This is a genomic window from Microcoleus sp. A2-C3 (assembly GCF_036706065.1).
GTDB lineage: Bacteria > Cyanobacteriota > Cyanobacteriia > Cyanobacteriales > Microcoleaceae > Microcoleus.
Genome location: NZ_JAUBVX010000083.1, coordinates 1 through 21898 on the forward strand (window position 1 = coordinate 1; position 21898 = coordinate 21898).

At 46.5% G+C, this 21898-nt stretch carries 16 protein-coding genes and 1 pseudogene; 7 read left to right on the top strand and 10 right to left on the bottom strand.

The features are described from left to right. Positions 1 to 113 precede the first annotated feature (113 nt). From QUB66_RS28055 to QUB66_RS28070, 4 genes are all read left to right on the top strand, one after another. A complete protein-coding gene (locus tag QUB66_RS28055) occupies positions 114 to 422 on the top strand; it encodes a DUF3493 domain-containing protein (RefSeq protein ID WP_265235239.1) in 309 nt (102 codons plus the stop codon). Between the two features lie 472 nt (positions 423 to 894). Continuing rightward, positions 895 to 1470 carry an alpha/beta hydrolase gene (locus tag QUB66_RS28060; protein ID WP_265235238.1) on the top strand — a complete coding sequence of 192 codons (576 nt, stop codon included), beginning with the start codon at positions 895 to 897 and terminating at the stop codon, positions 1468 to 1470. 627 nt (positions 1471 to 2097) lie between these two features. Beyond that, entirely contained in the window at positions 2098 to 3306 is a 1209-nt protein-coding gene (locus QUB66_RS28065) for a DegT/DnrJ/EryC1/StrS family aminotransferase (protein ID WP_332969364.1), read from the top strand. A 270-nt stretch (positions 3307 to 3576) separates the two neighbouring features. Further along, on the top strand, positions 3577 to 4704 hold the full coding sequence (locus QUB66_RS28070) for a glycosyltransferase family 4 protein (protein ID WP_265235236.1): 1128 nt from the start codon (positions 3577 to 3579) through the stop codon (positions 4702 to 4704). 154 nt (positions 4705 to 4858) lie between these two features. Here QUB66_RS28070 and QUB66_RS28075 read toward each other — a convergent pair whose 3' ends face one another. From QUB66_RS28075 to QUB66_RS28115, 9 genes are all read right to left on the bottom strand, one after another. Continuing rightward, positions 4859 to 5083: a hypothetical protein gene (locus tag QUB66_RS28075; protein ID WP_332969362.1), complete on the bottom strand. Its 225-nt coding sequence runs from the start codon at positions 5081 to 5083 to the stop codon at positions 4859 to 4861. Between the two features lie 253 nt (positions 5084 to 5336). Beyond that, complete coding sequence (locus QUB66_RS28080; protein ID WP_332969361.1) at positions 5337 to 6062, bottom strand: low-complexity tail membrane protein; 726 nt, start codon at positions 6060 to 6062, stop codon at positions 5337 to 5339. Between the two features lie 394 nt (positions 6063 to 6456). Continuing rightward, entirely contained in the window at positions 6457 to 9630 is a 3174-nt protein-coding gene (gene infB / locus QUB66_RS28085) for a translation initiation factor IF-2 (protein WP_332969360.1), read from the bottom strand. Between the two features lie 382 nt (positions 9631 to 10012). Continuing rightward, entirely contained in the window at positions 10013 to 10477 is a 465-nt protein-coding gene (locus QUB66_RS28090; RefSeq protein WP_442923397.1) for a YlxR family protein, read from the bottom strand. Further along, positions 10428 to 11723: a transcription termination factor NusA gene (nusA, locus tag QUB66_RS28095; RefSeq protein ID WP_265235230.1), complete on the bottom strand. Its 1296-nt coding sequence runs from the start codon at positions 11721 to 11723 to the stop codon at positions 10428 to 10430. Before nusA ends, QUB66_RS28090 begins: the two co-directional genes overlap by 50 nt. A 308-nt stretch (positions 11724 to 12031) precedes the next feature. Further along, positions 12032 to 12496 (bottom strand): ribosome maturation factor RimP, encoded by a 465-nt coding sequence (rimP, locus tag QUB66_RS28100; protein WP_332969358.1) that lies wholly within the window; start codon positions 12494 to 12496, stop codon positions 12032 to 12034. 325 nt (positions 12497 to 12821) lie between these two features. Further along, on the bottom strand, positions 12822 to 13127 hold the full coding sequence (locus QUB66_RS28105) for a MoaD/ThiS family protein (protein ID WP_332969357.1): 306 nt from the start codon (positions 13125 to 13127) through the stop codon (positions 12822 to 12824). Between the two features lie 72 nt (positions 13128 to 13199). Further along, positions 13200 to 14591 (bottom strand): hybrid sensor histidine kinase/response regulator, encoded by a 1392-nt coding sequence (locus QUB66_RS28110; RefSeq protein ID WP_332969355.1) that lies wholly within the window; start codon positions 14589 to 14591, stop codon positions 13200 to 13202. Then, a complete protein-coding gene (locus tag QUB66_RS28115) occupies positions 14588 to 17410 on the bottom strand; it encodes a hybrid sensor histidine kinase/response regulator (RefSeq protein ID WP_332969354.1) in 2823 nt (940 codons plus the stop codon). Before QUB66_RS28115 ends, QUB66_RS28110 begins: the two co-directional genes overlap by 4 nt. Positions 17411 to 17818: 408 nt before the next feature. On the opposite strand from QUB66_RS28115, the gene QUB66_RS28120 reads away from it, so the two are divergent. Beyond that, entirely contained in the window at positions 17819 to 17986 is a 168-nt protein-coding gene (locus QUB66_RS28120) for a hypothetical protein (protein WP_265235225.1), read from the top strand. Positions 17987 to 18058: 72 nt separating this feature from the next. Then, positions 18059 to 18224, top strand: a pseudogene (locus tag QUB66_RS28125) (transposase); the annotation flags it as partial. Here the strand turns inward: QUB66_RS28125 and QUB66_RS28130 are convergent. Next, positions 18224 to 19678: a hypothetical protein gene (locus QUB66_RS28130; protein WP_332969352.1), complete on the bottom strand. Its 1455-nt coding sequence runs from the start codon at positions 19676 to 19678 to the stop codon at positions 18224 to 18226. The pseudogene QUB66_RS28125 and the gene QUB66_RS28130 sit on opposite strands and share 1 nt — an antisense overlap. A 648-nt stretch (positions 19679 to 20326) precedes the next feature. Between QUB66_RS28130 and QUB66_RS28135 the strand changes: the two genes are divergently transcribed. Beyond that, positions 20327 to 21823: a GUN4 domain-containing protein gene (locus QUB66_RS28135; protein ID WP_265235224.1), complete on the top strand. Its 1497-nt coding sequence runs from the start codon at positions 20327 to 20329 to the stop codon at positions 21821 to 21823. Positions 21824 to 21898 lie beyond the last annotated feature (75 nt).

Sequence of the window (21898 nt, forward strand, 5' to 3'; positions counted from 1 at the left end):
AATCATTCTGCCTATTCAGGACGGCGAATGTCTGAGGGGTGAAACCCCTCAGACATTCGCCAACAGTCTCTTTCAACGGTACGTCCGATCTAATTTACTTATTTATTAAATTTATGGCAGCCCCAAATTCGGACGATCGCCCGTACATCCCCAAAAACCCTCGCAACCTCAGCCGCCAACAATACGAGCGTTTAACCGCAGAAATCGCCGCTCCCTATCGGCCTTTGCGACAGTTTGTCTACGTAGCTTGTGGCGCTTCCGGCTTCATCGGCGGCGTGGTTTTCCTCGCTAAAATTGCCTCTGGCCGGGAAATTGGCTCTGCTTTGCCCAATTTTGCCCTGCAAGTGGGAGTCGTGGCTCTGATGGTGTTTCTGTTTCGCCTGGAGCAGCGCGCCGAAGCCCGATCGCCGAAGTCGAAGTAACAAAAATTTACAAATAGACACAAAAATATATCTGAGGCAAGCAAAAGTTATAAAGATAAAGAAATTATTACGAAATCCTGGGAAAGCGATCGATCCCTGTAATTATGAAGAGGTTGGTTGAATTGGGGTCAGCAAATTTAAAGACCCTAATCATAAACCGTTTCTAACTCGTTCAATTGGGGTCAGCTTGGATAAAGACCCTAAATATACAAAACAAATTTAAGCCCAGCGCCAGCCTTCAATTAGAGAAGAGTTGGCGCTTGGTGTTTTTGTGGGAATCTGGGATTGGGCTTCGGGGAAATTGGGGAAAATTCAAGTCTCGATCGAGTTTTGTGTAAATTTTATGTTTGATTTTATACTTAAGTGTTGGGACGATCGCATCCCGAAGGCGTTTCCCGAACCAATTTGCCAGTGCAGTAACTAATTAGATGTGCCAAAGTCGAAGTAGAAAAAGATGTTGGGAGATTTTACTATGGGGCGGTCATTTTTCAAAGGGCGGTGGACGTTATTTGTAGCAGCAGGTGCGGGAATTCTATTTTACAGCAGTGCTGCGGTGGCTGCCGAAAAGGTAGTGCTCAAATACAGTGTGATCCGAATGACTTTACCAGTCAGTGAATTAGAAGTTTTTGCAGAAACTGGGAAAATGTCGCCTGGGTTAGAAATGCTGCTGGGAAAGGCAAAAAAAGACCCCGAAACACTACGCCGTTATCTGACCAGGCCGGTTAAAGTCAATCCAAGGTTTTTGGATCGGACGCTGAATAGTAAAGTTGGAGAAGTGATTCTTGATGAGGTTGGTCAGGTAATTCGGACTCCTTCTGGGAATGCAAATCGAGAAGCTTTGCGATCGGCATTGGTGCTATCTGCAACTAATGATAACGAGATTACGTTGCTGGAAACAATGAAGAATTATCCGACTCCAGAAGTTTACGTTGAGGGCGATCGCTTAGTTGAAGCTTACGGTAAACTTGTAGTTTTGTCAGAACAATTGGGCGGCGTTTCAGAACGGCTCCAAGACATTTTGAACAAGATTCGTCTGCCGAGATTGTAGCGGATTTTGTCAACCGGGGTTGATTTGGGCGATCGCACCATGTTTCGCAACCTGCATAAATTACACCAAACTCACATTTTATTTTTGCAAAATTTCCTGATTTTAACACCAGTCTAAAAAAAAGAATGTAGCGGTATACAAGCTCCCAACCCGCCGGGAATCAGTAATTCCCCAATCTCAAATCCAAAAATGGCAAATCTCAAATCGTCTAACTTTGCTCTAAAATCTATCTGAAGATAGATGTTCTACAGTTAATAAAAAGTTTATAGGGAGAAATCATATTTTTGTTTAGGAAAGTTTTTTGAGAAAAAAATGCGGGCAAGAGCTTCTGTATTCCCCACAAACAGAAATACGATCGGCTGGACATTACAGATTATGTATCTTAAGATATGGAAATGCTGTCAGAGTCAGGCGCTTGCAGAAAAACGACCAGTCATTAGTAAGCTCGTGCTATCACAGATAACATTACACAACGCATTCCCCCAAACTTTTGACTAAAAAAAGTTAAAAACGGAAAGGGTGAGAGACTGGATTAATTAACAGCACCTCACATCCAAATAAAATCGTACTTTTCAGGGTAGTACACTTTCATTCCATCGACTCTATATACTGGCTAACACTAGCAACATGAAAAACAATCCTATTCGTCCAAAAGACCGTTTCTTGGTTTTCGGCGCTCCGGCGATCGAAGATGCTGAAATTCAAGAAGTGGTGGCAACCATGAAAACAGGTTGGTTGGGTACGGGCCCGAAAGTCAGGCTTTTTCAAGACGAATTCAATGCTTACAAGGGATCCCAGTACGCGGTTGCGGTTAATTCCTGTACGGCGGGACTGCACTTGAGCGTCCTCGCTGCTGGCTTGCAACCTGGGGATGAAGTCATTACTACTCCGATGACTTTTTGCGCTACAGTTAATGCGATTATTCACGCTGGAGCAACACCGGTACTGGCGGATGTAGATCCGGTGACAATGAATATTGACCCGGCTCAAGTCGAAGCTAAAATAACTCCAAAAACTAAGGCAATTTTGCCGGTTCACTTCGCCGGTCGTCCCTGCGATATGGATGCGCTTTGTTCCATTGCTAGCCGTCACAATTTGAAGTTGATTGAAGACTGCGCTCACGCGATCGAAACACAGTACAAGGGACGGAAAGCAGGCACCTTTGGCGACTTCGGATGTTTCAGCTTTTATGTTACCAAAAACATCACGACGGGCGAAGGAGGAATGATTATCGTCAAGAGTCAAGAAGATACCGACAGGCTTAACATTTTAGCGCTGCACGGTATGAGCAAAGATGCTTGGAAGCGCTTCAGCGACTCGGGTTACAAGCACTACGAAGTGGTGGAAGTCGGCTTTAAATACAATATGATGGATCTGCAAGCTGCGATCGGCATTCATCAATTAAAACGAGTCACCCCTTATTGGCAGCGGCGGGAGCAGATTTGGCAGCGCTACAACGAAGCATTTGCGGATCTGCCGATTACTTTGCCCGCAAGCCCCGAACCGGACACAATTCATGGTTATCACCTGTACACAATTCTGGTAGACGAAGCCAGAGCAGGAATCAGTCGCGACGAGTTTCTCAACGCTATCAATGCTGAAAATATCGGTGTCGGCGTACATTACATGAGTATACCGGAACATCCTGTCTATCAAAAAATGTTTGGATGGCAGACCGAAGACTATCCTCATGCTCGCTACATCGGACGTCATACAGTTAGCTTGCCGATTTCAGCAAAATTAACAGATGCAGATGTTGAAGATGTAATTGCTGGTGTTACAAAGTGTTTGGCGATCGGCAAAACTCAGAATTATATTCTGGCAACAGCAGGCTAAATTCCTGAAATAGGATGATTGCTTCGATCCTTCAGAGTCAATCATCCTACTCCTGATTCCTGACTCGTGATCTCAAATCAGGTTGCATCAAAATGATTAGCTTTATTCGTAGGTAATTGGTATCTAAACCTACCTAAAACAACCGAATACCCAGATCCCTACAGCACTTAAAGAAGTCGGGGATAAGACAGCGAGATCGCTGTTTACGTTTAATTAGGTTGACCTACTTAATGATACTGACCACTTTGAGTAATATTGCAGATTAATGTTATGTTAAAATTGAGTGCTGTATTCCCAATACATTCGACTAACCGAGGCATCAGCGGCGTATTTTTTTCAGTGTGCAAAGAATGGCAAGGCCCTGAACTGAAGGCTCGCATGGTTGTTCCAAGTTGCGATCGCGAGTGTCGTGGCCCCAATGTAGTTGAAGCAATTCCATCATTTCTGAAAAACCTATATTACCGCAGTCCTAGTCTTCCGATCGTCAAGACAGAGAAGCGTTTTCTCAAAGATCTCAAAGATTTTGATGTTGCCTACTTGTGGCCTGGTCTCTCAGTAGATATTGCAAAGAACGTTTACAAGCACAACAAGCCTATTTTTGAGGAGCAAGTTAATTGTTATCAAAGCAAAGCTAAGAGAATCCTTGACGATGCTTACTCTCGCTTGGGATTGGAACCTCAACACACAATTACCGCAGAAAGCATTCAGAATGAAAAGGAAAAACTCAAGGTAATTGATTTTCTGTTTTGTCCTAGTCCGATCGTAGCAAAATCGTTTCAAGCAGCCGGAGTTCCTGAAGAGAAAATACTTGTAACGACAGAAGGTTGGTCGCCTCAGCGTTTCCCCAATTATCAATTCCAGAAACCGCCCAAGGAGGAAGTTAACGTCCTTTTCTTGGGTTTTGTCTGCGTCCGCAAAGGGGTTCATCTGCTGTTGCGGGCTTGGGAGCTAGCTGGGATTAAGGGAACGCTGACAATTTTTGGATCGATCGAGCCTGCGATCGCTCAAACTTGCAGTCATTGGCTGAAACGTCCTGATGTAGTTCACTTTGATCATGCTGTGGACTACAGTTCTGCCTATCGCGAAGCTGACTTTTTTGCCTTTCCCAGTCTTGAGGAAGGTAGCGCACTCGTCATCTATGAGGCAATGGGTCATGGTTTGCCAATTCTTGCTTCGCCGATGGGAGGAGGCGGTATTGTGCGTGATGGCATTGACGGCATAATTCTTGAACCCTACGATACTGACGCCTGGGTGGAGGGACTGCGAAAATTATCTAATTCTCCTGATTTGCGGGCTAAGATGGGAGCCGCCGCCCGCCAGCGAGCTTTGGAGTTGACTTGGCCGCAAGTTGCTGCTAGGCGTCGAGAGCAGATTCTCCAAAAAATGAAGATCAAATAAAAACTAAATAGCCCCGGCGCTGATGTCAAAGCATTCTCCCCTGCAATATTGAACTCCGAAGTTGAGAGTTCACTCACGTAGCATATTGGAGGGGATAGGGGCGGAATTTGACGTTGAATTTCACAAACCATTACAATCTCTGGTCTTGCTACGCTCAGTAAGCCAAAGTTTCTAAAGTTTCGCGCAGATAAGAGCGAACCCGCTGATCGATGGTGACATTTTGCTGCTGACTCTCAAAATTGAGTTCTAGCTGCCAGCGTTGAAATCCTGAGCTTGCGCCGATCGCAGATTTGAGACTGCCCCAGATTTCAGAATCTTTGCAAAGCTCGATCGGCTCTACGGCTTGAGGTTCTTGTGCGATCGGTGAATAATTCGCCATATTGTTATACCTCTGTTTTAATCCCCTGTAAGGATTGAAAGCTTACCTTGACTCTCTCTATTATAGATTCTTCTCTCCAAATAGCCAACCTAAAATATCCACAACTTGCGATTAAAAATTCAATATTAAGACTATTAATAATTTCAATCTGAGCCTGGGCATTAGCTATTTTTTTGACTGCATACATTTGTCGAAAGTGAAGTAGCTTAAACTACACTTTTTTGCCTCTTTATTTTTAATTTTACTTTTTGATCTACTTTTGGGGTAGAGATGTAGCGCCGTTGATGTCAGCAGGTTCTGAGTTGACTATACTGCTGGGTGACGAATTTTTGATGATTTCTGCTGGTGGGATTGACTCTGTGGGTGCACGGGGAGTGACAGTTTTCTCGCCCGCAAAAGCAGGCAAAAGTCGATCGACTTGCCAACCTGCGATCGTAAAATCCTGCCTAATTTTTTCTAAAACATGAGGCTTTGTCGCTGCAAATTCTGATTCCGCTGTCAGCAAAACAGCCATCACACTAGCAGACACCTGCAAAAACAAATTGCTAGCTAAAAAAGCCGAAGCTGCCAACAACAATCCAGCCCACCGCCAGGAAGGAGGAAACGGAGCCACCCCAGCAGCCAGGGGAGCAAATCTGTATATCTGCCACAAAATTACTGCTAGCAAAACAGCGACAAAAAGAGCAAGTCCTTGATTTAACTTAGTTTTAAACCGAGTCAGAATCTGCTGCTGTGAAGGTGTTAAATTCTGTGGTTTCACCGCCACAACTAAAATACTAAAAATGTAAAAAGGGCGGAACAACTGCATCCAAAGCACAGGAGCAATACCTGCTACAGCCACTAAAAACACTTCTAACCAGACAGGGAGCATGGGAGAACCCACTGCGAGTCCCAGCAAGCACAGTCCGAGGAAAATCGGCAACGCAGCCGCCCCAGAAAGGTGAATCCACAAGAAAGGATCTGACCAAAAAGAACGCACTTTAATTAATTATTAGTTATGAATTTTTAATTTTTAACTTTGAGCTTTTTGGATGCACTCTTGACTCTGAAACCAGGTGCGAGGAGTAAATATTTAGCGGTCAAACCGAAGACTTCTGATCATAAATCCGGTTTCTTTCGGTAATTCTTACTGGAGTGACCGAATTTTGAATTTTAAGCAAGAGTAAAGACGATTAGGAAGTTCCTTCTGCCAACTATCAACTGTCAACTACCAACTACCAACTGCCAACTATCAACTGCCAATTGCCAACTGCCAACTGCCAACTGCCAGATGAGTTTTGGAATATTGAGTGAAGAGAATAGTTAAGAGCTAGAGGCCATTTAGTGCCCTTCACTCAAAACTTCTCTTCCAACTCAACACTCACAACTCAAAACTATTGAGATAGCGTGCGGCGCTTAGTAACCATCCGGTAGGCTTCAATCAGATCGCCATCCGCCCAGTCGCTAAACCCGCTCAAGGAAATACCGCATTCGTATCCAGTATTGACTTCCTTGGCATCTTCCTTCATCCGTTTGAGGGAGTCGAGGACACCTTCGTAAACGACATTGTTGCCGCGGCGCACCCGAACCTTACAGTTACGGACGACCTTGCCTGAGAGTACATAACATCCAGCCACAGCCCCGCGACCGATCGCAAAGACAGCACGGACTTCCACTTGACCCAGAGGTTCTTCCACCAGTTCTGGTTCCAGCAGACCTTCCATTGCCCCTTGAATGTCATCCAAGAGGTTGTAGATGATGCTGTATTCCCGCACGTCAACGCCCGCTTGGTCGGCTGCTTGGCGAGCGCCGGTAGCGAGATTAGTATTGAACCCGATAATCACACCATTACTGGCGGCGGCGAGGTCAATATCCGTTTCAGTGACTTCTCCTGGAGCAGATAGCAGCAGTCGGAGTTGAACTTCTTTTTGAGGAAGTTGAGTCAGAGCGCCGACAATTGCTTCGAGGGAGCCTTGGACATCTGCCTTCAAGATCAAGTTGAGTTCCTTAAGAACGCCTTCCTTAGCTTGTTGAGAGAAGCCGCTGAGGCTGATCCGGCCGCCTTGCAGCAGACGGGAATCTCGTTGGGATGTAGCTCTTCCGCTGGCGATCGCCGCTGCTTCTTTTTCGTTGGCGAAGACATCAAACTCGTCTCCAGCGCGAGGAACTTCCCGTAAGCCCAGCACTTCCACCGCGAAGGATGGAGTTGCTTGCTCTACATGAGCGCCCCGGTCATCGATCATTGCCCGCACCCTGCCCAGAGCAGAGCCTGCGACCACAATATCGCCCACTCGCAGAGTACCGTTCTGCACCAACAGAGTTGCCACAGGCCCTCTTGCCTTGTCGAGGTGAGCTTCAATCACCGTACCCTTAGCAGGTCGGTTGGGGTTAGCGTAGAGGTCTTCCATTTCCGCGACTGTCAGAATCATTTCCAACAGCGTATCGAGGTTTTCGCCTCGAATAGCGCTGACTGGAACCATCGTGATATCACCGCCCCAGTCATCTGCGACCAAGCCGTACTCAGTCAGCTCTTGCTTCACCCGTTCCGGCTGAGCGCCCTCCTTGTCAACTTTATTAATAGCCACGACAATTGGCACTTTTGCCGCTTTCGCGTGACTGATAGCTTCAATTGTCTGAGGTCGCACGCCGTCGTCCGCCGCCACCACCAAGATGGCGATGTCAGTAACCCGCGTTCCACGAGCCCGCATTGCTGTAAAGGCTTCGTGGCCCGGTGTATCCAAAAATACAACCTGCTGGCTCCTGCCTTCGTGTACCACATCCACGTGGTAAGCACCGATGTGCTGAGTAATCCCCCCAGCTTCTCCCTGAGCCACCTTTGTTTTGCGGATCGAGTCGAGCAACGTAGTTTTGCCGTGATCCACGTGACCCATAATCGTTACCACTGGCGGACGGCGCTGGAGGTATTCCATATCGGTGGCGTCCAGCATCTCGATCAGTTTTTCTGCTGGGGCTACCTTTTCTGGAGTTTCTACCTCTACACCCATTTCTTCGGCTACCATCCTCACCGCTGGAATGTCCAGGGTTTCGGTAATATTGACCGCAATACCTTTAGAGAACAACCGCTTAATAATTTCGGTTTCGGGAACAGCCAAAGTAACTGCTAGTTCTTGAACGGTCATCGGTCTGCTCAGTAGCAGTTTTTCTGGACGTTCTACCTTAGCTTCGGCTGTTTTACCCCGGTTGCCGCGTCCCCCGGAAGAACTAGAAGAGCTCTTATCGTGAGAAGGGCCTGGTCTCTTATTTTTGCCACTGCTGCCGGGTGCGCCCGGAGTTGGTGTTGACTTAGGTGGTGCTGGGGTTTTCGCTTTAGCTGGGCGGGCTAGGGACAGGCTGACCGTGACCGGTGCTGGCATATCCAAGCCGTTTTCTAAGTCATCGTCATCCTCGTCAATTGGTTTGAGGCGAGAACGTGCCTGCTTGACCTTTTTGGCAGCTTTGGCAGCATCTGAGTTTTCGTCATCATCTTCTTCCCAAACGACCTGGGTCTTTTTGCGAGGAACAGGCAGTGTCGGCCTGGTGAGGAGAGGAGTATCCAGCAACGGCGTATCGTCTTCGAGATCGTCTCCGTCTTCTCCTGTGGTTGCGCTGTCACCGCCCCGGCTCCGCAGCCCGGCGGCTGAAGTTGCGGGGGCAAGGCTCCGGCGTGGGCCTTGTTGGGGTCGATCGGCAAGTGCCGTTTTAACTGGCCCACCAGCACCTGGGCGAGGTCTTTGGGCGTCGCTACCTCCTGGTGCAGGTCTGCTGGGGCGGCTCGGTTTCGCCGGCGCTTCCAGAGTTTCTCCCTGTTCTGATTGTTCTTGCTCAGTTCTGGCAAGTTTCAGTACGGGCTTGTTTCCCAGATTTGGGGCGTTGCGCGTCGCCGAGTCCGACGCTCCTCTGACTGGCGGCGACGTGAGTTTTGCCCCGGGCGGCGCTGGAGGGGCGACCGGCGGGCGCTGGGTGCGTTCGGGAGCCTTGGACGACGGCGGTTGTTGAAGTGCCGCAGGTGCTTGAGCCTCGGCGGTTACTTCATCGGCGATCGCACCTACTGTTTCCGACACTGTTTCCGACACTATTTCCGACACTGTTTCTGAAGGAGCCGCCGAGACAGCGACATTTGGCTTCGACAGTACAGGTCGATTGATATTTGGTTTAGCTGGAGACTGGAGTTGTTGAGAGGCGGGCGATTTGGGAGGAGTTGCCACGGTGGCCCCAGGCTGGGTTTGTTGCTCCTCGTTGCCCGCAGGCTGGGATGAAGCACCAGCCGGCCGTACTTTTGGACTGCGTATTTCTAAAATTTGCTGCTTTTTTTGTTGGTCGTTAGGGTGAGGGCCAGATTCTCTAGATGGCGCTGCTGCTCTTTCGGTAGGAGCTGGCTTGCCGGGGGAAGAGTGGCTGGCTACGTATTTTTCCGCTGTTTTGCGAATGCGTTCTGCTTCTGATTCTGTAATTGTGCTGCTGTGGCTCTTGACTGAAATATTGAGCCGCTCGCAAACTGCCAAGATGTCTTTATTATCCAAATTTAGTTCCCGTGATAATTCGTAAATTCTTACTTTGCCGTTGTTCATCCACTCTGCCCTCTTTTGTGCCAACCAGTTTTTACATTTTGATTTTTTGTTCTAATGACGACATCATTCGCTGTGATTGATTCAGTGTCAGGAATCGGGGTTTTGGTACTCGCTCAGCAATTTTATCTAAAAGATGCAACTGGCTGAACTCTGCGGTTGTAGAATTCTCAAGTCTTTTTAGGAATTTGGAACTCTCAAGTCTGAATTTTAGCAACAGCCACAAATCCAGCTTCCAAGTTTACCTTTCCACCTTGAGGATACCTCTGCTAGTACCCTACCCTTATCTAATCTGACACAAATCTTTCCAGACTGGTGGGCCGATCGGATTGGGGTTTTAGAGCTGGCGCTACCGGTAATTACTGGTAGGGCTGCCCGCGAAGGTTTATACAGTCGAGGCCGAACTATTGTCGCTTTGGCGCCAGGTCGAGCGTAAGTCAGATGTACAGTCAGATGTGGCTAAACGCTGCCAAAGTGTTTGGTACAGTTCGTCAGACACAGGCGCTTTGAGCGATCGCCCAAGTCGATTTTTTTTCTGAGCTGCTTTGAGGCATTCGCTCGCCGGACAAAGATAAGCGGAACGACCGAGGCCGCGATCTAATTGTACCTGATGAGAAGGATAGAGCCTGACTACTCGCCAAAAAGCTTCCTTAGTACCTATTTTTCGACAACTTGCGCAACACCGGTAGTTCAGTTTCATCGGAGTAAGAAGCGGAGAGTGGGAAAGGGGGAGAGAGGGATAGTGGGGACTTTTCCTCCTTGTCTCTCCGTCAATCAAATAAGAGTGAGTGTCGCAGTTTTTAGACTGTGGCTGCGGTTTCGTCCGTGGCCGCCGCCTCTTGGGTCTCATATTCTGCGTTTTCCTCCTCGCCGTCGAAGCCTGATGATTCGTCTTCGTCTTCGTAATAGTCCCCTGCTAGTTCTTCGAGCCTGCTTGCTTCTGCTGCCAATTTGGTGTCTTCGGCGTCGCGATCGTACTTAGCAATATCTTTGATATCGATTTTCCAACCAGTCAGGCGGGCTGCGAGGCGGACGTTCTGACCTTCTTTACCAATGGCAAGACTCAGTTGGTCTTCAGCGACCAAAATGTGAGCGCGCCTGCCTTCTGGGGCAACCAAACGCACTTCATCTACTCTAGCAGGACTCAAAGCATTAGCGATATAAGTTGCGGGATCTGGAGACCAGCGGATCACATCTATTTTTTCGCCGCGCAATTCGTTGACTACTACCTGAATTCGCGATCCCCGCGCTCCGATGCAGGCTCCTACGGGGTCTACGTCGCGATCGAGAGTATCTACTGCTATTTTAGTCCGGGGGCCGACGTGCCGCGAGGGAGGATTTGCCTCTCTGGCTACCGCAACAATTCTGACTACTCCGTCTTCTATTTCTGGCACTTCGTTAGCAAACAGGTAAACCACCAAACCTGCGTCAGCTCTAGAAACAAGTAACTGCGGCCCTCTCGTGGAGCCTTCGCCTACTTTTTTGAGATAAACCTTGAATGTAGCATTTGCCCGGTAATTATCGTTGGGCAACTGTTCGCGCTTCGGGAGTTCGGCATCTACTTCGGGCTGACCGAAGCTGCTGGTAACTGCTAAAATTACCGACTGCCTCTCAAACCTGAGAACTCTGGCTTGAAGAACAGTTTCTTCTAAATCTTTAAACTCTTCTTGAATCATTTTGCGCTGTTGGTCGCGCAATTTTTGAGCGAGAACTTGTTTGGTCTGGATGGCAGCCATGCGACCAAATTCTTTTTGATTTGGTGTTACGTCTACGAGCACGATGCTCCCAGGCTGAGCTTCCGTGGCTACTTCTTGCACTTCCGAAAGTGATATTTCGTGATCGGGATTGGTGACTTCTTCGACAATAGTTTTGTTCGCTAAAACGCGGAAACCTTCTTGTTCAGCGTCCAGTTCAACATCAAAGTTGTCGAAGTATTCTTCGCTGAAGTGATCTAGTTTTTGGGTGCGACGGTAGCGCTCGTATCCTTTGAGCAGGGCTTCTCGCAAGGCTGCTTGGACGGCGTGTTTGGGTAAATTTCGCTCTTTGCTAATACCTTCGACCATTTCTTTGAGTCCTGGGAGGGGAACCATTGACATATAAAACACTCCTTTTTTTGTTTTGACAATACGTAACTGGTAATCGGTAATCAGTAATTGGTGATTTTCGAGAAAAAGTGATGACTGATGATTGATCAGTTGCAGGATAGGCTTAGGAAATCTGGGTGCTGTAACAATTTATTTATTGTGCCAATTCAACCCCGCTGCTAAAGATGTGATTCTTAAAAATTAACTCGCAGCGAAGCATTTTCAGCTTGCTGCGAGGCAATCTCAACACTCAAATCGGGCGGGAACGCACCATCCACTGCCCCTACAGCTCAAAACTCAAAACTCAAAATTGACCTTTACTACTCCTTTCCTTCGTCTAGTTCAACTTTGACAATCTGAGGGCGGGGAATTTTAACCGATCGCCCTTTTTGATTGAGATAAACAGTTGTTTCGTCCCGGCCCACAAGTAGTCCTTTCCACTCTTTGACTCGCGAGTCCGGTTCGGTGGTTTTGACTGTGATGGGGAAACCTTTAAAAGTAATGAATTCTCGATCGCTACTGAGCAATCGGGATATTCCGGGACTGGAAATCTCTAGCACGTAGGCGTCGGGTATGATGTCGGCTGCGTCTAACTCGGCTTCGAGAGCTGTGCTCATCCGCTGGCAGTCGGCTAAACCTGTGTCTTGCTCGATGTTGCGGATGTCTACCCGCAAGACGGGGGGATTTTGGTTGGTGTGAAACACTGCTCCCACTACTTCCAATCCCAGTGTTTCCGCAACGGGGGTAGCTAAGTCAATGATTTGTGGGATTAGGGGATGAGTCATATCGAATATTTAAGTTAACACTCCTGAACTCGGACACGGGCAAGGAAAAATCAGGTGTTGAGATTGCTTTGCTTTGAGGTGGTTTTATTGGGTTGCTGCGACTTTCGTCTTCAACTTTGGGACTTAGCCAGCATCCCTGCTGGGAATCTCAAGCGGGGGAATTATCCCTACTGGATCAGTCTTCAACTGGCAAGTCTGACGCCCAGCTCTCTTTTCCTGCGACTAATGCAACAAAAAAAGTGGGCTTGACCCACTCCTAGGTAAAACAATTTCTTCCAAGAAGTTTGAGACCTGCTTCCGATCGAAGTGTGCCTCATTTTTCATTTTAGCTCGATCGCCCGCCCCGTGACAAACCGATCGCCATCGGCGGACTGTCCGAGGGCAGAAGGGGAGAGCTGACAGGGGGAATAAGGACGACTTGATCACCGTTTTGGAGTGGGGCGAGGGCAAATTCCTGGTGGATACCGAAGCTGGTGCGATCGCCCATAGAACCGTTGGCGGCACTCACACGGTCTAGGACTTGCGATACGGAGGTTTCTTTGGGAAATTCTAATTTCAGTTCGGACAAGCCCTCTGCTTCTTGATAGGGGGTGAAGAGCTTGAGAGTGATGGTGATTGGTAGATTCGACATGGGCGATCGACAAATTAACGGTATATTGACAAAAAAGCCAAACTAAGATTCACCATAAAAAAATCCCCTTTACTAATGCCGAATAGGAAGCTCAATTACAAACTCTACCCCCCATTGGGGCGAGGAAATGCAGGTCAGCGTACCACCATGTTTTGCTTCTACAATCTCACGGCTAATCGACAAACCTAAACCTGTCCCTTTACCCACTGATTTAGTAGTAAACATCGGCGTGAATAAATGCTGCATTACTTCCTGAGTTATCCCAACCCCATTATCAGCAATCCGAATCACCACTCTGTCATCCTGAAGCATTTCAGTGCAGATCCGAATCTGTGGACTGTCATTGCTTTGTTTCTTTTCCCCGCACAGCGGACAACTAATCGTAGACTCTTCTAAAGCATCAATTCCATTCGCCAATATATTCATAAACACCTGATTCAGTTGCCCCGGATAACACTCAACTAGGGGCAATTCGCCATACTCTTTAATCACTGCAATTCCTGGGAAACTTCCTTTAGATTTCAGCCGATGCCCTAAAATTAATAACGTACTATCTAGCCCATCGTGAATATTCACTGGCGTTAGTGTCGATGTATCCAACCGAGAGAAATTACGCAGTGACATAGAAAGATTGTAAAGTCGCTCTGTTCCCACCGCCATTGAATCAATAATTTTTGGCAAATCTTCAACAATAAAATCTAACTCAATCTCCTGGGACTTATCCTCAAATTCTGATGTCGAAGTAACGTTGTGCTGGCAAAGCCGAGTCATCCCGATCAAATCGGCAATATATTCCTTGGCAATAGGGATATTATTGGAGATAAAACTAACTGGATTGTTAATTTCGTGAGCCACCCCAGCTACAAGTTGACCAAGGCAAGCCATCTTTTCACTTTGAACGATTTGCACTTGAGCTTTTTTAAGATTATCCAAAGCTTGAGAAAGTTCAGCCGTTCGTTCTTCTACCCGTTTTTCTAACTCCTGCGCGAACTGATGTAACGCTGCTTCTGCTGCGAGCCGGTCTTCTATTTCCCGTTTGAGAAGCAGATTTTGATCTGCCAGAATTTTAGTAAGAGAACGCAGTTTTAAATGGAGGTTGACGCGAGCTAACACCTCCTTTTGTTCAAAGGGCTTAGTAATGTAATCCACAGCCCCTAGATTAAATCCTTTGACCTTATCTCCTATGTCAGAAAGAGCCGTCATAAAAATTACCGAAATTTCGCTTGTCAACGGACTTCCCTTCAGCCGATGACAGGTTTCAAAGCCGTCAATTCCTGGCATCATCACATCTAACAAAATCAAATCAGGTTGACTATATTCAGCCTGTTCGATCGCAGTTTCGCCATCAGTTGCTACCAATATCTCCCATCCAGAACCAGTTAAAGCTTCAGAAAGCACGTCGAGATTGCTAGGATTATCATCGACGATTAAGATGCTACTTGTTTCCCTATTTGCTGCCTTCATTCTTTTTCTATCCTGTGGGATGTAATAAACTCTTTGATTTTTTTGACCTGATAGCCTTGCGCTAACTGGCGCAGCTCAACAGCAAAGGACACAAATTTCTGATCCAACTTCTCTAGATGCTCGCTGCGCTTCACAATTCCTTTCACGTTGCCTCTCATCGCCAGTTCAAATAAAAGTTCAATTTCTCCTGGCGGGGGAGCCACTACAGATTTCGATTCAGAAAGTGATTGAGGATCAGAGGAAAGGGGAATTGTGCTGCTTTGTTCCTTTTTTTTCTCATATATCCATTCAATTTTCAAATATTTTTGCAACATTTCAAATAGCTGTTCTGCCTGCACGGGCTTACCGAGAAAATCGTTGGCTCCACCCTCCAAACTTTTATGTTGATCCGTAGCAAACACACTGGCAGATGAAGCAATGATTGCCACGTCTTTATAGTGTGACAAATTTCCGATACGGCGCATCATCTCAAAGCCATCCAACACTGGCATCACCAAGTCAGTGATAATCAAATCGAACTGAAACTCTTCTACTTTTTCTAAACCCTCTTGACCGTTTTTAGCTTCGGTTACTTCAAAGCCGAGGGGTTCCAGGAGATTGACAATGACGGAGAGGTTTTCCCATTTGTCATCCACAACCAAAATTTTCTGCTTTCTACCTTGGTAGCCAACCAGCTTTCTTTGCTTGGCAATCGTGGCTGTATTTTCCCAATCTGCCGCTTCCAGTAAATCCAAATCTAGCCAAAAAACACTGCCTGCTGCTGACTGACTTTTTACTTGAATGGTACTACCCATCATTTCAACAATTTTCTGGCTAATTGTTAAACCGAGCCCGGTTCCTTCCGCCTGACGCTTGCTGTCTCCTACCTGTTCAAAAGGCAAAAATATTTTTTTTACTTGTTCTAGTGTCATGCCAACACCAGTATCTTCAATTTGAAACCGAATTTTGTGAATTGGTGAGGCTGGCTTTTGCTCATTGCTTTTTACCTTTTCACCTGTCCCCTTTTCCAGATATTCTATCTTAAAAGTCACCCCTCCAGAGTCGGTAAACTTAATTGCATTGCTCAGTAAGTTAATGAGTACCTGTCGCAACCGTTTTTCGTCAGCGTGGATGCCACGAGGCATTTCAGAACTGGGTAGATACACAAAAGCAATTCCTTTTTGTTCGGCTCGGATGCGGCAGATTTCCGCGACTCCCTGCAAAAAGAAAGGAAAATGGAAATCTTTCGCGTACAGTTCCAATTTCTGGGCTTCAATTTTAGCGAGGTCTAAGATGTCATTGATCAGGGTTAGCAGGTGGGAACCACACTTGTGAATAATACTGATGCCTTGGAGTTCCTTCGGAGCCATCGTTTTTGAGCGTTCTAGGATTTGAGCGTATCCTAAAATTCCATTGAGTGGCGTTCTCAATTCGTGACTCATATTCGCTAAAAATTCACTTTTAGCTTGGTTGGCACTATCAGCGATTTGTTTGGCTTCCGTCAGTTCGGCGGTGCGTTCTTCTACTCGGATTTCTAGCTCGGAATTGGTCTTGGCTAGCGCCTCAAAGGATTCGCGCAACTGTTGTGCCATCAGGTTGAAAGACTGAGCCAGAACTTCTAGTTCTTTTATGCCTTTTACCTCTACATTTTTCTCTAAGTCTCCACTGGCGATCGCTCTAGAAGCTGCGCTCAAACGGAGAATCGGGCTGGTAATCCAGCGTGCGGTTAAGATTCCCAAAACGGTAGCTAGCGCCAAGGCTCCCAAACACAACAAAATGGTGGTCTGGGTATTGGCGTTAATTTGATCCATGAAGTCGCTTTCAGGAACTACGACGACGATCAGCCAGTCCAATCCTCGGCTATCCTGAAAGGGCATAACTTGGAGGAATTGCCGCTGGCCGGCGATCGTAAAATCTATTTGCTGAGATTTGCTAATTTTAGTGAGGTCGCCAAAGTGTTCTTTTAACTGTGCTGTTGTCAGCCGAATTAAATCATCTCTGCTATCTAAAGCATTCAGGCGATCGAGCTTGTCATTGTTGGTGATAAATGCTTCTTTGAGAGTTGAACTGGCTACTAGGAGTCCAGAACGTTCCATAATGAATGTCTGTCCTGAACGACCGATGTTTAAGCTGTGCAGGAAGTCACTGAGGAAAGAGATCAGAAAATTAGCAACGAATACCCCGCGCAGCTCGCCACTTTCGTCATAAACTGGATGTCCGGCAGGAAGGGAGAGCGTTTTCTGACCTGTAAGCGAAAAAATTTCGCTCCATCTGGGCTTGCCTAAGCGTACACTGTCTTTATACCATGAACGGCTGAGTATATTGTAGTTGCGGGAGATTTTTAAAAGCTTCGTTTGATTGCCTTTGCTATCAGATTCATAAATATGAAGTTCATTCCGATGCTCTTTGTCTGCTATTTTAAAAACTACTTGGCCATTCTCTTGGCGTTCAATGGCAATGAACTCTCCAGTTTTAGTCGCAAAACCCATATTGGGCAGAGAAGGAAAAACTTGAATTTGCTCCCACAAATAGCGCTCTGCACTCTCTAAGTCGTCGGGATTTAAGTATCCTAGTCGAATCGCATTGGCATTCAGTTGATTAACGCGAGGGGCTGTATCTAGGTATGTGTTGAGCTGCTGATGGATGCGGGCCGTAATTTCACTCCGCAACTGGCTAGCAACTTCGTTGACTGCTTTTTGCCCGTTGCGTAAGGATAGCCAGCCTGTTAGCCCGACAGCAGCAAAGATTTGCACGACGAATGGCAATACCAAAATCAGGCGAAGTGACAGCTTTTTTTGAGAACGGTTTGACAGAAAAGTGGTTGGAGATGTGTGTGACATTGATTGGTGTTACCCCTAGGGTAACGAGTTGGCTGAAAAATCTCAGTGGATTTAGTGAAATGAGGCTGAGGCAATATATATTGAAAAGCAATCTATAATAGTTATTGAAAATTTTTAGACAGTAACTTGCTTGAACAAGCATGGCTCCTGACGTGTTTACTATGAAATCGTTATAATTATAGCTTACTAAAGATGCACGCCTGATTTTTTCACGAGTATTTATAAAAAATTTTATCCTTGACAAAAGCAGTTAGCAATCATATCTAATAGATTACTTGGTTTAGAGCTATTTGTAGTAGTTTTTAACTTTACTTTACAGATTGGCCTTGAAAAGTATAATTTCATTAAACTTACATATAAATTGATATAATATACGTCTAAAAATTTGATCCCTCTCTCGCTAAAAAAATGACACGCCAGGCCGCTGAGAACCCTAACGGCGGTCTAACTAACTACCGCGCTGAAGATTTGATGCACAACCCTGCCGATGACTCTCGTAGACAATGCCGATCGCACATGAAAGTTTACAAGTCCAGCAAGTTTCATTTGCAGGAGTTACAGCAGGGTAATTGCTAATTACTAATAGCGGAAGAAAAAAATAAGTAATGCGGTGCAGCAGATACAGCCGACTAGAAGGATTCGATCGCCATGACAAGTCGCCGTTATGCCCTACGGGATGAACAGTGGAAAAGGATCAAAGATTTGTTGCCGGGATGTGAAGGTTATTTGTGTTCGACAGCCTGCCTACAATCGGTTGTTCGTGGAAGCGGTGTTGTACCGCTACCGAGGGGGCATTCTGTGGGGAGACTTGCCCTAACGCGGGGCTATCCGTTGCAATTCTTTGGCTTGTTCTAAAATTTTCTCGAAGTCTTCTTCGCTCAACCGCTGGATGTAGTTGATTTTGAACTCTTCTAGGAAGTCGCATAGCAAGATTTGTATTTCTTGCCAGGTTTGCTGCTGTTGCAGTTCGGCTCCCAAAGCTTGCCCGAAATGTTGGACTAGCTGGCTTGAGAGTTTAGTACCTACGGGGTCTTCGCTGGCGATTTTAAAGGCTTCGTAGGCATCTTGGGGGCCGATGGTGACTAATTTGGAGAGTTCTGCAACTAATTGCTCTGCTAGTTGTGCGGGCAGGTTTCCCAGTCCGGGTACTTGCTTCCATCCTTGATAGAGGGGGGATTGTTTGAGAAACATTTCTATATTGTAACGAAGCAGGGCTTCTAGGTCTGGCTGGAGTTGGGGTAGGACTTTGTAGACGGTGATTTGGACTAGATGGGTGACGATCGCTTCTATTTCATTGATATTGTTGATGTCTAGATAGCGCTGTTTTTGAGATTGAAAGAGTTGACGAGTGAGTTCGCCTGTGGTAATTGATTGTTGCATCTGGTTGATGAGTTGAATTACTACTACTTCGGTCAATTCTTGGGCGAAGTTGGCGACGAAACCCCGGCTGATTTGGGTGCGTATGGGTTGGAGGTCGGGCATTTTGGCTTGGTGGATGCGAATTGTGACGGGTAATACTCGCAACAGGCGCCAGAATGGGAGGAGCAGGAATATGTCGTACCATCGCCAGAGCATGGCTGCTCGCCAAGTGACGCTGCGGTGGCGGCGGCTGATCAAGTAGGTACGGGCTAGAAATTCGATCGCGAATATGGCAATAAATGGCAGGTCGATTTGCCAGAACTTGTCGGTAAATTCGCCGTTTTCTCCGATCTCACGGTAATAGTTGATGGCGATTAATGGCTTGATTTTGGCGTCAAACCAAGTGATTTCTTGTTGCCAGCCTTGTTTGCTTAAATACTCAGGGCTCCAGAATGTTTTGAATGATTGTTTTGCGGATTGTTGCGGATTGGGGGTGCGATCGCGCATCCGGTCTTTAATTTTTTCTAGGGTGCCGCTTTTTGATGCTACTCGAAACGGATCTTCGTCGATCATGTTCGCGCTTAGATTGTTTATTTCCTGCAATTTGGCTGCTACTTGGGGAGAGGGCAAGCCTGTTTGCACTACTTGATTTTTTAATTCTTCTAAGGTTTCTAGATATTTCTGGGTTTCTCTGTGGGGTGTAATTCCTTTAAATGGGTCGTATATTTGGGTGAGGACTGGTAGTTGCCGGAAGTAGAAATTTCGCCCAGGGACGTAACTTATGTCAAATAATACTAGGCTTAAATTCCCTAGGGCAAGCACTGCCATTAACCGCTCGAACCAGGGTACTTTGGGTGATTTTTTGTTGCGGGAGTTGGGAGTTTGAGATGGCTGTAGTTTTGGTGTCACTGGCAGTTCCTAATTAAGTAGACGGAGCGCAATAAATGTAACTGGTAATAGCTGAAAAAAGGAAACAGCTTAAACTAGCTGATTGTCGCGATCGCGATCGGATGGCGATCGAGCAAGCTAGTATTTATTTTAACCTGGGGAAAGTTGGGTAGTTTGGGATTGTTGATTTTGCAGGGTTTGGTAAACTTTTATACTTGTCAAATATTAAGGTCGATTCCCCACGGGATAGCTTCGCCGCGCGAACACAGGTGGCAGCCGCAGATCCCGTTCGTCTGATTCTCTCTGTCAATAAAATTATATCTCAGGCGGAATCCTCAGTTTTTTTTTCGGCGTTGCAGAGCTAACTGAGCTGGTAATAAATTACTATTTCTGTTTGATCTGCTGGCTATTTGACCCCTAAATTAAATCTATTGCGCCGATCGCAGTTTAAGCTTAGATTTGGACTTCGAGTTTGAGGTCAAACCCTCAACAGAGGTATACTTGCTCAGGGACAGTCTGGCGAGAGCGCCCGCGCGTGCGATCGCCCCTGATAGCTGCCACCTCCGTAAGGTAAGGTTCGGGATCTCGCCTCCACAAAAACCAGCTAGCGATCGGACTCTTGAATAAAATGACACCCTGAGTATAATTTTGTTCGCATTTTTTTAATATATGACATACTGCCTTAATCTCGATTGCCCAAGAGACAAGCGTCAGAACCCACCAGGCACAAAGTATTGTCTTAATTGTGGTTCCAAGCTGCTGCTAAAAGACCTTTATGCAGCAACTGAACCACTGCGCGATGGAGGATTTGGCAGGACTTTTAGAGCTGTCAATCATGGAAAATTTGAAGAATTGTGCGTTATCAAACAGTTGTCGCCACCGCAGGAGTTTCAGCGGAAGCCCGCTCATTTTAAAAAGTATGTTCGACTGTTTGAACAAGAGGCAAGGCGGCTTTACGAACTGAAACACCCACAAATTCCTCAGCTAATTTCTTATTTTGAGGAAGATGGGCGATTGTATTTGGTGCAAGAATTTATTGATGGCAATAATTTAAAGGATGAGTTGGAAAAGTACGGTGCTTATAGCGAAATTAAAACTAGGGAACTGCTGTTAGATTTGTTGCCTTTGCTGAATTTTGTTCACGAACGCAATGTCATTCACCGGGATATTAAGCCGGAAAATGTGATCCGCCGCAATCGCGATCGCAAGTTGGTGCTAATAGATTTTGGGGTGTCCAAACAGGTAGTAGCTGAGGCTCCGACCAAAACGGGTACTAAGTTGGGCACTCCGGGTTATGCAGCTCTAGAACAGCGACATGGTATGGCTGTTCCGGCTAGCGACCTTTACAGTTTGGGGGTGACTTGCATTCGCTTGCTGACTTCTGTTATGCCTTATTTGGATATCTACGGGGACATTCACGATGACCTTTACGATCCGCTCGAAGGTCGCTGGCTTTGGAGGGAGGCTTTGCCGAAAGGAACCAAGATTAGCGAGGATTTAGGTCAGATTTTAGATAAGTTGATTCAGGAATATGTGAAAGACCGCTACAAGTCTTCTATGGAAGTGTTTGAATTTTTAAAACCTGTTGTTGTTGTTCCACCTGATTTTCAATTGCAGCAGGCAACAGTTCTTAGTCCTTCTTTACCGACCCAACCTGTGACTCAAAATCCGCTAGTTTCTGTTAATTTAGAATCAGAAAAAGGGATTGATTATTCTCGGCTGGAAAGGCTGCTGGCTGCTAAAAATTGGCGGGGTGCTGATGAGGAAACTTCTGTAAAAATGCTGGAAGTGATGCAGCAAGTTTCGAGGGGTTATTTGAGTGAGGAAGATATTAGGAAGTTTCCGGCTAAGGATTTGCAGACGATTGACCAACTTTGGGTACGCCACAGTCACCGGAGGTTCGGTTTTTCTGTGCAAAAGGGTTTGTGGGTTAAGTCGGGGGGAAAGGCTGGTGTTTATGATGCTACAGTTTGGGAGAAGTTTGGCGTTCGAGTGGGCTGGTGGGTTAACAATCAGTGGGTATACTATTCTGAACTGAATTTTACTTCTAAGGCAAAGCCTGGACATTTGCCGGGAGGGACTGTTTTTGGATGGGAAGGTGGGGTTTTGTGCGGTGTTTTGGGTTTGGGTGGGATCTGGTTTTTGCTGTCGCGGCGAGATTTGTAGGAAGAAGGAAGAGGGAAGAAGGAAGAAGGAAGAGGGAAGAAGGAAGAAGGAAGAGGGAAGAAGGAAGAGGGAAGA

What these genes read in the sequence shown, in the direction of transcription:
- infB (WP_332969360.1), bottom strand. Translation starts at nt 9,630, where the DNA reads ATGAACAACGGCAAAGTAAGAATTTACGAATTATCACGGGAACTAAAT.
- QUB66_RS28120 (WP_265235225.1), top strand. Translation starts at nt 17,819, where the DNA reads ATGACACGCCAGGCCGCTGAGAACCCTAACGGCGGTCTAACTAACTAC.
- QUB66_RS28110 (WP_332969355.1), bottom strand. Translation starts at nt 14,591, where the DNA reads ATGAAGGCAGCAAATAGGGAAACAAGTAGCATCTTAATCGTCGATGAT.
- QUB66_RS28065 (WP_332969364.1), top strand. Translation starts at nt 2,098, where the DNA reads ATGAAAAACAATCCTATTCGTCCAAAAGACCGTTTCTTGGTTTTCGGC.
- QUB66_RS28055 (WP_265235239.1), top strand. Translation starts at nt 114, where the DNA reads ATGGCAGCCCCAAATTCGGACGATCGCCCGTACATCCCCAAAAACCCT.
- rimP (WP_332969358.1), bottom strand. Translation starts at nt 12,496, where the DNA reads ATGACTCATCCCCTAATCCCACAAATCATTGACTTAGCTACCCCCGTT.
- QUB66_RS28115 (WP_332969354.1), bottom strand. Translation starts at nt 17,410, where the DNA reads ATGTCACACACATCTCCAACCACTTTTCTGTCAAACCGTTCTCAAAAA.
- nusA (WP_265235230.1), bottom strand. Translation starts at nt 11,723, where the DNA reads ATGTCAATGGTTCCCCTCCCAGGACTCAAAGAAATGGTCGAAGGTATT.
- QUB66_RS28105 (WP_332969357.1), bottom strand. Translation starts at nt 13,127, where the DNA reads ATGTCGAATCTACCAATCACCATCACTCTCAAGCTCTTCACCCCCTAT.
- QUB66_RS28090 (WP_442923397.1), bottom strand. Translation starts at nt 10,477, where the DNA reads ATGAGACCCAAGAGGCGGCGGCCACGGACGAAACCGCAGCCACAGTCT.
- QUB66_RS28070 (WP_265235236.1), top strand. Translation starts at nt 3,577, where the DNA reads ATGTTAAAATTGAGTGCTGTATTCCCAATACATTCGACTAACCGAGGC.
- QUB66_RS28135 (WP_265235224.1), top strand. Translation starts at nt 20,327, where the DNA reads ATGACATACTGCCTTAATCTCGATTGCCCAAGAGACAAGCGTCAGAAC.
- QUB66_RS28075 (WP_332969362.1), bottom strand. Translation starts at nt 5,083, where the DNA reads ATGGCGAATTATTCACCGATCGCACAAGAACCTCAAGCCGTAGAGCCG.
- QUB66_RS28060 (WP_265235238.1), top strand. Translation starts at nt 895, where the DNA reads ATGGGGCGGTCATTTTTCAAAGGGCGGTGGACGTTATTTGTAGCAGCA.